Origin of the sequence: Sphingopyxis sp. SE2 (assembly GCF_032227185.1) — a bacterium.
Lineage (GTDB): Bacteria > Pseudomonadota > Alphaproteobacteria > Sphingomonadales > Sphingomonadaceae > Sphingopyxis.
This window is the reverse complement of sequence record NZ_JAPMXW010000002.1, coordinates 102132-114102: the sequence shown is the minus strand read 5'-3', so window position 1 is coordinate 114102 and position 11971 is coordinate 102132. Positions and strand designations below refer to the sequence as shown.

The 11971-nt window shown below is 60.6% G+C and carries 12 protein-coding genes; 6 read left to right on the top strand and 6 right to left on the bottom strand.

What is annotated here, in order from left to right; translation table 11 throughout:
* Nucleotides 1–38: 38 nt before the first annotated feature.
* The 6 genes from OVY29_RS21070 to OVY29_RS21045 all read right to left on the bottom strand — a co-directional run bounded on the left by OVY29_RS21070 (nt 39) and on the right by OVY29_RS21045 (nt 4166).
* Nucleotides 39–650, bottom strand: coding sequence for a plasmid pRiA4b ORF-3 family protein (locus OVY29_RS21070; RefSeq protein WP_313912150.1), 612 nt, complete (start codon nt 648–650; stop codon nt 39–41).
* Nucleotides 651–672: 22 nt separating this feature from the next.
* Nucleotides 673–1296, bottom strand: coding sequence for an NUDIX hydrolase (locus OVY29_RS21065; protein WP_313912149.1), 624 nt, complete (start codon nt 1294–1296; stop codon nt 673–675).
* Nucleotides 1297–1421: 125 nt separating this feature from the next.
* Nucleotides 1422–2351 (bottom strand): hypothetical protein, encoded by a 930-nt coding sequence (locus tag OVY29_RS21060; protein WP_313912148.1) that lies wholly within the window; start codon nt 2349–2351, stop codon nt 1422–1424.
* 229 nt (nt 2352–2580) lie between these two features.
* Nucleotides 2581–3501: a HEPN domain-containing protein gene (locus tag OVY29_RS21055; RefSeq protein WP_313912147.1), complete on the bottom strand. Its 921-nt coding sequence runs from the start codon at nt 3499–3501 to the stop codon at nt 2581–2583.
* A 40-nt stretch (nt 3502–3541) separates the two neighbouring features.
* Nucleotides 3542–3925, bottom strand: a complete 384-nt coding sequence (locus tag OVY29_RS21050; RefSeq protein ID WP_313912146.1) for a type II toxin-antitoxin system VapC family toxin — start codon at nt 3923–3925, stop codon at nt 3542–3544.
* The gene (locus OVY29_RS21045; protein WP_313912145.1) at nt 3918–4166 is read right to left on the bottom strand and encodes an AbrB/MazE/SpoVT family DNA-binding domain-containing protein; all 249 of its coding nucleotides are present in this window, start codon (nt 4164–4166) and stop codon (nt 3918–3920) included. The genes OVY29_RS21050 and OVY29_RS21045 overlap by 8 nt, the downstream gene beginning before the upstream one ends.
* A 358-nt stretch (nt 4167–4524) precedes the next feature.
* On the opposite strand from OVY29_RS21045, the gene OVY29_RS21040 reads away from it, so the two are divergent.
* The 6 genes from OVY29_RS21040 (at nt 4525) to OVY29_RS21015 (ending at nt 11934) form a co-directional block, all read left to right on the top strand.
* Entirely contained in the window at nt 4525–5040 is a 516-nt protein-coding gene (locus OVY29_RS21040; protein WP_095389367.1) for a helix-turn-helix transcriptional regulator, read from the top strand.
* A 62-nt stretch (nt 5041–5102) separates the two neighbouring features.
* Nucleotides 5103–5432: a hypothetical protein gene (locus tag OVY29_RS21035; protein WP_255247302.1), complete on the top strand. Its 330-nt coding sequence runs from the start codon at nt 5103–5105 to the stop codon at nt 5430–5432.
* 59 nt (nt 5433–5491) lie between these two features.
* On the top strand, nt 5492–5947 hold the full coding sequence (locus tag OVY29_RS21030; RefSeq protein ID WP_176473677.1) for a hypothetical protein: 456 nt from the start codon (nt 5492–5494) through the stop codon (nt 5945–5947).
* Nucleotides 5948–6099: 152 nt separating this feature from the next.
* On the top strand, nt 6100–6888 hold the full coding sequence (locus OVY29_RS21025) for a JAB domain-containing protein (RefSeq protein ID WP_176473678.1): 789 nt from the start codon (nt 6100–6102) through the stop codon (nt 6886–6888).
* 94 nt (nt 6889–6982) lie between these two features.
* The gene (locus OVY29_RS21020) at nt 6983–11209 is read left to right on the top strand and encodes a strawberry notch family protein (RefSeq protein ID WP_095389371.1); all 4227 of its coding nucleotides are present in this window, start codon (nt 6983–6985) and stop codon (nt 11207–11209) included.
* Between the two features lie 263 nt (nt 11210–11472).
* Complete coding sequence (locus tag OVY29_RS21015) at nt 11473–11934, top strand: MucR family transcriptional regulator (protein ID WP_095389373.1); 462 nt, start codon at nt 11473–11475, stop codon at nt 11932–11934.
* The last annotated feature ends 37 nt before the right edge of the window (nt 11935–11971 follow it).

Below are 11971 nucleotides of genomic sequence, written 5' to 3'. Positions count from 1 at the left end.
AGGACCAACGGTAAGCGTGGTCAGGAAGCGGCGATCGATTAACTGTCGCGAGATTTGGCGTCAGCGTAGGCTGCTCTTCCTAGCGCCCGGCGCTTGGCGAGGATCGCCATCCGTGCGTTGACCTCGTCGGGGCTAATATCGGCGGGATCGAATATGGCGCCATACCATTGGACCATGGACGCGCGCTCAGGATGGCGCGGCTTCGCCATAGCCTTAAGAAATTCTTCAAACCCCGGCGTGCCGCCGACATCTTCGGGCGGGGCTCGCCGTTCACCATCGACGAACCGTGGATAGTCCGTCGCGGGAATTGCTGACGTCACCTCTTCGATCTCCACACGATGGCGCCAATTGTCCCCGAAATCGTAGGTGTAGATGAAGCTGGTGACCCCGCGCTCGACGAGCGTGGCGATGCGCATATTGGCGGCGTCGCGGGTGCGGACCATGAACGCATCATCGTCGCGGAAGCGGATGCCATAGGCAGCATCGCCGACCTCGAAGCGGAACAGATGGTAGTTCTCGAAGAGCATGCAGGCCTGGATCGCGAGATGCAGGGTCTTGAGGCTGTTGGTGACGGGAAGTTCGACACGGCGCCAGATGGCGGGCTTCATGTCTTCGAGCGTGATACGAATCCGGGCGATCTGATCGGTCATATTGCTATCTTGAGAGCCAACCTTAGTCAAAGAATGCAGGCTTCGTTGTATCGGTGGCATATGCAAAGGCTGCGTGAATGTCGGCCTCGATCGTCCGCCCTCTCGACAAGGGCGGCAAATCGTCGATCCCGAAGAAACGCGCCTCGATGGTTTCGAGACCCGGTTTGGGAATGGCGTTATCAATCCGGTCGCAGAGGAAAAACATTTTGTAAAAGTCGCGGACGTCGGCGGGATAGCCTGAACTGGCTTTGTGCCGTACGCCGAACAGGCGCCGGGCTGAAACCATCAACCCTGCCTCTTCTCTCATCTCCTTCTCGATATTGCGAGCAGGGGAGAGACCAACGTCGGCGAAGCCGCCCGGTAGCGTCCACAATCCATCACATTCCTCGCGCACGAGAAGTATCATGTTCTCTTCGACGAGCGCCCCCCGCACGTCCACCTTGGGCGTCGCATATCCGCGCGCAAAATCCGGTACGAGATCTGAGATTCGTTCGATCGGGACATTGCCGAGAGTGGACAGCATTTCGTTGGCGATCGTGGCGATCTCTTCATAGCGCTCCCGGTCGAACCGATCCCGCGTGAAGTGGAGCCCGGTCGAAGCGATGCTTTGAAGCCGTTTCCCGTAGGTGAGCCATTGTGGTTCCAAGGACCGGTCTCCTTTTCTCCGTTAGGCGGAAATCTTGGCCAGGCTAGCGCCGACATGTCGAGCAGACAATGCCCGATCCTAGTGAATTTCCGTGCGTGTCTGCCTCTGCGGCCACTCTCACGTAGTCATGGCTTATGCGGTGTCGACGCCTTTTCACCATATGCCCGCAGGCGCGTTTCCTGCTCTTCGAGGGATGGAACGCGCAGCGCCTTTCGCATCGCGTCCGAAATCAATGCACGGTCATATGGTTCCTGAGTGACGGCACCCTTTTCCGGAATTGTATATTGCGTGCCAAGTATCTGCGGCTTGCCGACAGCTTGAAGATAGCGGTCGAGTGTCGCGGAGGCGATCCAGACGGCGTCGGGCCGGCCTCTCGCGATCGCGATTGTCGCGAGCAGATGCGCGAGAAGATAGTCGTCGGCCTCGTTGCCGTGCTGAAAAACGAACGCGGCGTGATAATAATCGTCTCCGCTTTGCAGGGCGCCGGCGTCGAGCAGCTGCTTCGTGCGGATCCGGCGCCTGTTGTCCACCGGGCCAATGGCGGACCAGTCAGTATCGGGGGATTGGCGATCCGCCTGATCGGCATCAAAAATCGCGGTCATCTCGGCGTTGGTCGGACGGGTGACCGTAGGGACATAACTGCGCCCGGAATCCCAAGGCCCCAATGGAGGTGCGCCCGCTTGCGCTTTGACGAGCGGGAAAGGCTCGAACGGAGCGCCCTGGAACGACAGTTCCGCATGACCGGCATCGACCGGGTGCAGACGAAGTACCGTCGGATCGGAGCCAGGGTCATCGAAGCTGATCTCGAAATCGGAGTTCACGACGCGAATGTTTCGCGTCTGTCGGCGGATCGTCCGACCTTCGATATGGGAAAATATCTCGCCATTGGTCTGGAAGCGCTGGGGCCGGTCCCATGTTGCCACAGGCCCGCCCGGTTCCTCCTTGATTTCGATACGAAACAGCATCTGGTCGCCCGCTCTCACGTCCCATGTGCCGGTCGGGCCGAGCATCATCGCCGACGCGGCGGTCAGGAGCGATGTCAGGAATGTCGGCATGTCTCACCTTCCATGGCTGCAGGTCTTGACGGTCGGACTCGCAGGATAAACGAAAACAGGTCTTTTAACGACGGTGTCGCGCTTCCGGTTCGCTGCGCCGAACAGGGGAGGAGAGGGGGGTGCGCCTCCCTTCGGGATCGCCGCTTTATCTCCGCTGCGCTTCGACCGAGCCCCGTACCGGGTCTCGTCCGTTCCGGCGACGATCGGCTGGCGGGGCGCGGCGCTGAATCTATGCCTTTGCTTCGGCCTCCAGCGCAGCGATCCGCGCCGAGCAGATTTCGTGAACGCGCTGACCGAGGATCTCGACGCGACCCGACAGCCAGTCCAGCTCCTCGCGCGAGATTTTGTAGTGACGTGAGTATCGCGCCTTCCGATAAGCGTCCTTGAGCTTTTGATACATTGCGCGCTCCGCTCGGGTGCCGCGCGGCCAGACATCGTACAGATGGCGATCCAGCTGTTCGGCCATCTCCCGCAGGAACAGGATATTGTGGTCGTAGGGCGTGTAGAATTTTAAGACCAGAAGCAGACCCTGGTAGAGGTTTTCGACGACCTGATGGAGGAGGAAGGCGCAGAGATTTAGGTGTTCGCGGGCGAGTGCATCTCGATACGCATCGAGAAACTCCGATGCATCTGACATGTATTCTGCGAAATAATCCTGCGCTGCCTGCAGGGCCATCTCGGGCGTCTTCGGCTTTGGCTTGCCAAGCTCCTTGTCGTCCGACTGGTAGAGGATGACGCCGTCCTTTACGATCTCCATGAAGAAGACGCGGCCATGGGCAAGCGCATCGTTCACTTCCTGAAGCGAGTGCACGATGAAGTTCGCCGGCGTCTTGATCACCTTCTCGAGCAGATAGGCATCGCTGATCCGGCGCTCGGCATCCTCCCAATAGGTCGCGCGGTCCGCGAGCTCATTCTGGTTGACGACGACGAGGATGTCATAGTCCGAACGATATTGGTTGGCGTCCTGCGGCGCCTCGACCCAATCGCCGCGGGCATAGGAGCCGAACAGGATGACCTTGAGAATCCTGCCGTTGCGCCGCGCGCCAACGGCATTCTCCGTTGCGGCGCGCAAGCCCTGAAACAAAATCTCGACGATAATATCCAGCTCGCGCTGCTTGCGATGCGGCAGGAAGTCGATCTCGGTACGCATCATGCGGCTCCGCGTCCGTTATGAGCGTGGTTGAGCGTCATCACCGCGCAACTTCGATGGCGACGCCGATGTCGAGATTCTTCCAGGCCCGGTCCATGGTGATTGCCGTCGCCCCGAGTGAGTGTGCGAGCGCAAGGCAAGCCCGGTCGCCGAGCGAAAGCCCGGCGAGTTTCGTTGTCTGTCGCAGCTTGCCCATGAACACCGCGCCTTCCTTGTCCAAAATGCGTGTGTCGAGATCGAGCAATGCAATCAGTTCATCGATTTCGTTGTCGCCAAGCCCCCGATCTTGCAGCTTGCCCACAATCTCGGCCAGATTCACCGCGCTAATGCAGCCAGTGTCCAGATGCGCTTCGATCCGCTCCGCTCCAGGCTCTTCCTGAATCACGGCGAGGACGGCGGAGGCATCGAGCACATAATCAGTCACGCTCCGCCTCCGACCGACGATCCGCGATCAATTCGTCGGCGAGCGAAGCGCTGGCCGGAACATGGTGGCGGACAAGAGCTCGCACACGGCCAAGCGCCGTCTGGAATGATCGGACGCGCAACTCTCCGTCGACAACCTCGAGGCGTACGTCGTCCCCATCGGCGATCCCGAGCGTCTTGCGCACGTCCGCCGGAATCTGAAGCCTTCCGCCCGACACGATACGAGCCTTGTGAACGCTCATGACGAAATCCCTAATTGATGTTCAATGATGCCAACAGTGTCGCTTAGGCACCGCCTGTAGGCAAGTCAAAACGGTCCATATCCGGTCTGTCATGTCGTAAACTTCCAGATTGGCACCATTAAGCGCGGGTCGCCGGTTTGCGAATATGGGCTTCTTGCCCTATTAACAGAGATGTAGAGATGTCCGGATCACCCGCCTGGTGCGATGTTTCGGACCATAACGATCGAATGCGATCGAGGGGAGCGAGCGATGTTGCGCGCTAATGGTTCGTCCCATTCCGATGGGGCGGCGACGCTATGCCGTGGGGTCGGAAGGGCCACCATGGAATTTCCGGCTCGCCAGGTTGCCGGGTGCTCTCGTGAGCGATGAGGCCGACTTCGAGCGTTGGTCGCGGTTGACGAACAAACACCGCGCCTGCCTCGACCCGCTGCTCGAACGAAAAACTTCCAAGGAGATCGCGCGCATGATCGGCCTGGCGAAGCCGACGGTCGACCAGCGCCTTACAAAGGCTCGATCCATCCTTGGTGTCGATACGCGCGATCAGGCTGCAGTCGAGTACGCACGCCTCAAGAAAAAGTATGATCGGATCACATATGATCCGATACACATTCCCGACAGGACGGAAATAGTGCCATCTGACTTCGCGGAGGGAGACCCCTCGACCGTAATCCATCTGACCGACATGGCAGTCGCCGCTCGGAGCACGGATGGACCGGTGGAAGGACTTTCCGATCCGCTCGGGCTCATCTGGAGACGAGATCATAAAGGTTTGGCGCGCCTCGCGCTCATGATGACGATGCTGGTCGCTTTGCTGCTTGTCGTTCATGCAAGTCTGGGAATTTCCGAGACTCTGACCCGGCTCGTCTCCGGCTGAACTTTTGAAAAGCAACGCCAACAAATGCCCGGAAGTCCTTCGCTTCCGGGGAAGGAGAAGTTATGCCTGAGAATCTCAAAGCAATGACCCTGCGACTTCAGCAGGACGTTCCCCTTGCCGAAGCAAGCCTCGACAGCGCCCTCATCGCCGTCTCGACCCTTATGACGAGCGTCGTCACTGCCCGGCAGCGCGTTGGCGTGGCGCCCAAGGCCGGCCAGGCATCGATCATGCGTCTCGCAAAGGCTCAGCTTTCGCTGGTCGAGGTAAGCGGTGACGTCTTGCGTGTCCATGGCGAGCTCGCGGACATCGCGCAGGAGACCGCGGGTCTTGATGTGCACGAATGCCCAAATCAGGCCAAAGCAACCGGCGCGCAGCTTGCCCTTGTCGCCTGAAACTTGACTGGGAGCCATCAGCATGATTTCGAGGAAGAATGTTGCGGATAGTCATATTCTTGATCTTGCTGCTGATGGCTTCGGCCTACGCGCTATGGAAGGGAGGGGGCCCCGAACGTGTGATGGCGACAATCCTCCTGGGCATGCTCGTCGTCGACCAGCTGGTTCATCTTCTGATCCCTGCGCAGTTCGCGAGCGTCGATACCGCCCATCTGGCTCTCGACCTGATTGCGGCACTTTTGACCTTCATGTTGGCGATGACAGCACATCGCTTCTGGCCGATGGTGGCAGCTGTCCTGCAGACTTTGCCACTTCTGGCGCACTTCAGCCGGCTGGCGGACGTGGGGATGCATCCGATTGCCTATTTGACGATGCAGGTTGCTGCCTCCTGGCTTCTGCCGCCGCTCCTCGCCGCCGCAACCTGGAGGCATCAGACCCGGTTGCGGAGGAGCGGCAGCGATCAGTCCTGGCAGCCCTCATCGCTGCAGTCGCACCTTCCGAGAGTCTTCAGATAGCTGACCGGCTGCTCTGCGAATTCCGCAGCCTCGACCGCGTCCTGACACAGAAGCCCGAGGCTCTCCGGCGAACCCTGGGAGGCCGAGACAGCGTTGCGGCCCTCATATTCGCGGCACGCGCCGCCAGTGTCGAAGCACTACGCTCCAGCCTTATGGGCCGGACTATCACGCCGACTGATCCGAAACTCATTGCCTATCTCAAGACCTCGATGGGGAGCCTTCCCGAAGAAGTACTTCGGGTTCTGTTCCTCGACGGAGCCTGCCGTCTCATAACGGACGAGCAGCTGCAGCAGGGCAGCCTGGCCCAGCTCATCCTCTATCCACGCATCATATTCAAACGAGCATTGGAGCTCGATGCGGCATCGATTGTGCTTGTGCACAATCATCCCAGTGGTGATCCGACCCCAAGCGAAGCGGATATCTCGTCTACGGAAAGACTCGCGGCTCTCGCCAGCAACTTGGGAATCGAGCTCACCGAACACATCGTCGTCAGCCGATCGGGCCACGCTCTGATCGGACAGCGGCCACATGGCCGCGGCCTCATGGAAATGGTCAAAAACCACCTTCTCCGGGATTCTGGCCGGTCGACCGGATTTCCTGATCGTGACCTCGCGCTGTCGAATGCAAGGCGTACTGCACGGAGGCGCTTGCTCCGCAGACATATTGTTGGATCTAGGAAATACTTAGGCGAGCCGGCGTGGGACATGCTGATCGACCTCTTCATCCAGCATTGCGAAGAGAGAAAGATCGCCACCGGCGATCTATGCGTATCTTCCGCATTGCCGCTGAGTACGGCTCTCCGCCTTGTCCAGCGAATGTGCGATGACGGGCTCATTCGCAAAATAGCCGACACCACCGACGGGCGTCGACAATTCGTCGAGTTGAACCCCGACCTCGCGTGGCGTCTCCTGGCCTACTTCGGCACGCCAATAGATGACTGAATGCTCCACTGAGACAGCAACGCCCGGCGTAAAGGAGTGAGAGAAGGGGAGGGGCTTTCGGGGCCAATATTGGCCCGAAAGAGGAGACCCTTCCATGATCATCGAAACCGACCAGGCGCCTGCTGCGGCAGCGCGCCAATATGCTGCGGCGTGCCAGATCGCAAAGTCGCTTCAGAATGATGCGCCACTCCCGAGAAGCCTCGCCACCGAGGCAATGACCGCAGCGTATGGGAGTAGCTCGGCCGACGGAACCTGGACGCAACGCGACAGCTTCGTCGCGATCGAGGTCGGAACGATACTCGCGCTGCGCTCGATGATGCTTCCTGAGACGCCAACAGGGATCGTCGAGAAGCTCGAGGAATTCGAGAGGCGGCTCCCGACGCAAACGGTCCGGAGCGAGGAGCAAATCTCGACCCAGCATTTTTCCACCCCATTGGCGCTCGCATGGCTGGTGTCCCACCTCGCCGCGATCGGCGACGACGATATCGTCCTTGAACCCAGCGCAGGCGTGGGAATGCTCGCCACATGGGCGGATCGCGCCAAAGCTGTCTGTATCAATGAGATTGATCCGGTCAGGGCAGGGCTGCTCCGACACCTGTTTCCCGGAATCAGCGTCACGTCATTCAACGCGGCTCAGATCAATCAGCACGTATCGGTCGCACCGACTGTCGTGATAATGAATCCGCCGTTCGCTCGCAACGCAGCCGGCGCCGTGGACCCGTTCGCCGCTCACCGCCATTTCGCCGCTGCGCTCGCTGCCCTTCAGACCGGCGGCCGTGTCGTCGCCATCATGCCGGACAACTTCCACCCGGGCGGAAAGCACGGCTCGCTGTTCGATCGCGCGGTTTCCGGTTCCCATGTCCGGTTGATGCTCCGGCTCGACAAGGGCTTTACAGGGAAGGGGACATCGGTCGCGGTACGCATTATCGTTGCCGACAAAGGATCCGGGGGCCGGCGCCCGCCCTCGACAATCAACCGGGCATCGGTTCGCAGCCTTCTCGAAGCCATTCGCGAAGTCCCGCCCCGCGCGGTTATTCAACCGGCTCCCCTGCCGCCGCCGCCGGGGGCGGCGAAGCCTGCGTCGCTATTTGGTGCGTTCCGAGCAGTCCCCGCCAAGTCTTTCCCGCGGGCCGCGCGACCGCTTCCGAGCTTCGAGATAGCTACTGTCGATTATCGGGTTCACGATCCCGTCGCCGCGGCCCATGATGATGCCGCCCTATATGTTCCATGGCGCAGTCAGCGCCTAGAATTCGACAACCCTTCCGAGCACCCGAGCCCGCTGGTCGAGTCTGCCGCGATGGCGGCCGTCGCGCTACCGGCGCCGAACTATAGGCCGCAGCTTCCCAAACGGGTGCTCGACGACAAGGTCTTGAGCGCGGCCCAGCTCGAGACGATCGTCCACGCACTCGCCGCGACCGACATCGACCTCCCGGGCCGCTATCGCCTGCCGGATAAGGGCCTTGCCCTCATCCCCCACGCCGAAGGTCAAAGTTATCGCCAGGGCTTCTTCCTTGGTGACGGAACCGGGGCAGGGAAGGGACGCCAGATCGCGGGGATCATCATGGATCAATGGCTTCGCGGTAACCGGCGCCACCTCTGGTTAAGCGATAGCAGCGCCCTGATTGAGGACGCCCGCCGCGACTGGCAGGCGCTCGGCGGGACGCCGCTCGACATTCAACCCTTGGGCCGTGTCCGTGCCGGCGCCGGGATCGAGATCGGCGATTCCATCTTGTTCGCTTCCTACGCCACCTTGCGAAGCGAAGCTGGTGGCGATCGCCGACTTGACCAGATCCTGACATGGCTCGGCGACGAGTTCGACGGATTGCTCCTGTTCGACGAAGCACATGCCATGGGCGGCGTCGCCGGTGGGGAAGGGCGATTCGGAGCGACATCGGGGTCTCAGCAAGGCATTGCCGGGGTCGAGCTTCAGAACCGCTTGCCCCGCGCGCGCGTCATATACGCTTCCGCTACGGGCGCCTCTGACGTTAACAATCTGGCCTATGCGACACGGCTTGGCCTATGGGGCGAGGGCACGGCGTTTGTCGACCGCGAGGCGTTTACCGCGCGCATTCGTGACGGCGGCGTTGCCGCGATGGAGCTTGTCGCGCGCGAGCTGAAGGCCATGGGTGTCTATACCGCGCGCGCGCTTTCCTACGCCGGTGTCGAATATGACATCCTCGAGCATGAGCTGACGCCGGGGCAGATCAGAGACTTCGACACCTATGCGGACGCCTGGGCGATCATTCATCGGAATATGGAAGAGGCGCTTGCGGCCGCCAGCGTCGTCGACCGGCTGACTGGCGCTACCCTCAACGGCCAAGCCTTGTCGGCCGCACGATCACGCTTCGAAAGTGCGAAACAGCGGTTCTTCTCCGCGCTCCTTCTCGCAATGAAACTGCCAAGCCTGCTCCCCGCGATCGATGTCGCTCTGCAGTCCGACCAGAGTGCCGTCATCCAGCTCGTCACGACAAGCGAAGCCCTGCTCTCGCGCCGCCTCGCCGATCTCGATCCCGCAGATCGCGCGGAGCTGGCGCTCGACCTCTCGCCTCGCGAGCTCGTGATGGACTATCTTCAGGCCGCCTTTCCCACGCGGGCGATGGAAATCGTCAGCGATGACGACGGCAATGAACGGTCGCGCCCATTGTCCGACGCCGACGGCAATCCGGTGCATAGTCAGGAGGCGCTGCGAATTCGCGAGGACACTCTCGAGCTGCTTGGCGCTATGCCGCCGATCGCGCCCGCCCTCGATGCCGTCATCGAGCGATTTGGTACCGACGCCGTAGCCGAGGTGACCGGACGGACAAAACGTCTCGTGCGCCTTCCCGATGGCAGTCAGAAGTTGCAGTCCCGCTCGCCTTCGGCGTGCATGGCTGATGCCGACGCCTTCATGAACGGCGCCAAGCGCATCCTCGTTTTCTCGGACGCAGGCGGTACGGGCCGATCCTATCATGCCAGCCTCGATCACCAAAACCAGCAGCGCCGCGTTCACTTCCTCCTCGAACCGGGCTGGCGGGCCGATCGCGCGGTTCAAGGGCTGGGCCGAACTAATCGCACCAATCAGGCTGAACCTCCGATCTTTCGCCCGGTGACGACCGATTGCCGCGGCGAACGCCGATTCATATCGACGATCGCGCGCCGGCTTGATGCGCTCGGCGCGCTTACCCGGGGGCAGCGCCAGACGGGTGGGCAAAATCTCTTCGATCCGATGGACAATCTCGAAAGCGACTATGCCAAGGATGCGCTGCTGACCTGGTATCGACTGTTGCATCGCGGCAAACTGACCAGCGTCACCTTCGGTGATTTCTGTCACCGCACCGGCTTGCGCCTTGAATATGAAGGCGAGCTGGTCGAAAAACTCCCGCCCATCCAACGGTGGCTTAACCGCATTCTTGCTCTGCCGATCGCGATCCAGAATGCAATCTTTGACGAATATCTCGGTCTTGTCGAAACCCGCATCGATGCCGCAAAGAAGGCTGGCACCTTCGATGCCGGCGTCGAAACCATCCGCGCCGACAAGCTGACAATCGCCGACGAGATAACCCTCCGCGGTGGGGCGGACACGTCGACCTCAACACGGCTCCTCACCGTTGAGGCCGAATGGCAGCGCGAAATGCGCTCGCTGGCGGACGTGTCCGCCTTGGCGGAACGTTTCGGCGCGCGGGCACTCCACTTGCGCAATGCGCGTTCGGGAAAGGTTGCGTTGCAAACGCCGGCGCGAACCCGATTGACCGACGCAGGCGAAGCCGTTGCAACCTGGCAGCTCACCCGCCCCGGGAACCGTCAATTTATCACCGCCGGGGATCTCGAGGAAAGCATGTGGGAGCCGGTCGACGCCGGGACCTTCGCAGACTGCTGGACGGCCGAGTGCGACGGGCTCCGCCAAAATCCCAATCGCGAGCGCTTCTTCCTCGCCGTCGGCCGCCTTCTTCCGATCTGGAACTTGCTTGGTGATGATCCTGAGGTTCGACGCCTCGTGACAGCCGACGGACGCGCGCTGCTGGGCCGCATAGTTCCGCGCGGCGACGTAAACGCGCTGCTCGGCAAGCTCGGTATCGCCGGCGCGATCGAACTTGCGCCCGCCGAAATTGTCGCCGCCGCATGGGAAGGAAAGACCGTCCCGATCGGGAGCAGCACGGGTCTGACGCTTCAGCGCCGGCGCGTTAACGGAGAATCGCGCCTCGAGCTCAACGGGTTCGATCCGCGGTCATTGCCATCGCTGAAAGCCCATGGCTGTTTCACAGAAATCATCCAGTTCAAGACCCGTATGTTCATTCCGGTGTCGCGAGCTGCCGACATTGTCTCGGCGCTATCGGCTAAATGACACCGGCGATCGGAAGATAGTTCAGGAAGAATGGGTCGCCGAAAATAGAGGCGGTTTGTCGGGCAGGTTCGCGGTAGTGCTTGAAATGTCGATGTGTCTTCATTTGACGGCACTATAAGCTTACACCTTTGTAAGTTATTGAATGTCAAATCATGGCGCTTTCCTGCAGCCTACCTCGCAGGTATAATGAAAAAACTGCTTGCAGGACGGCTCTCCAGTGAGGATTACGGCGCCGGTCGCAACCAACCATCAGGAAAAATCAAATGAACGATATTCCCCAGGATACGGGTGATCTGCTCACCCTCACCGCAGATATTGTTGCCGCGCATGTGGGCAACAATAGTGTCGCAATTTCGGACCTGTCACTTCTAATCAACAACGTGCATTCCGCACTCTCTGCACTATCTCATCCCGCTGAAAAGCCCGAAGAACCTCTTGTGCCGGCGGTCTCAATTCGTTCGTCGGTGAAACCTGACTACATTGTATGTCTTGAGGACGGAAAGAAGCTTAAAATGCTTCGGCGACATCTTATGACCCATTATGGGCTCACGCCCGAAGACTACCGCGCAAAATGGGGACTGCCTGCCGATTATCCCATGGTCGCACCAAGCTATGCGGAAAAACGGCGGGTGCTGGCAAAAGAAATCGGGCTCGGCACGAAAGGTCGCGGTGGCGGTCGTAAGCCTGCCCGGAGTGCTGCCAAACCAGCGGTAAAGCGCACCTGATTACCAATCAGGGTGGCGGGGCGGCCTATGACGGAGC

Bases quoted from the DNA above. Each gene is read 5' to 3' on its own strand.
- OVY29_RS21070 (WP_313912150.1), bottom strand. From the start codon at position 650: ATGACCGATCAGATCGCCCGGATTCGTATCACGCTCGAAGACATGAAG.
- OVY29_RS21060 (WP_313912148.1), bottom strand. From the start codon at position 2,351: ATGCCGACATTCCTGACATCGCTCCTGACCGCCGCGTCGGCGATGATG.
- OVY29_RS21055 (WP_313912147.1), bottom strand. From the start codon at position 3,501: ATGCGTACCGAGATCGACTTCCTGCCGCATCGCAAGCAGCGCGAGCTG.
- OVY29_RS21045 (WP_313912145.1), bottom strand. From the start codon at position 4,166: ATGAGCGTTCACAAGGCTCGTATCGTGTCGGGCGGAAGGCTTCAGATT.
- OVY29_RS21035 (WP_255247302.1), top strand. From the start codon at position 5,103: ATGCCTGAGAATCTCAAAGCAATGACCCTGCGACTTCAGCAGGACGTT.
- OVY29_RS21025 (WP_176473678.1), top strand. From the start codon at position 6,100: ATGGGCCGGACTATCACGCCGACTGATCCGAAACTCATTGCCTATCTC.
- OVY29_RS21020 (WP_095389371.1), top strand. From the start codon at position 6,983: ATGATCATCGAAACCGACCAGGCGCCTGCTGCGGCAGCGCGCCAATAT.
- OVY29_RS21015 (WP_095389373.1), top strand. From the start codon at position 11,473: ATGAACGATATTCCCCAGGATACGGGTGATCTGCTCACCCTCACCGCA.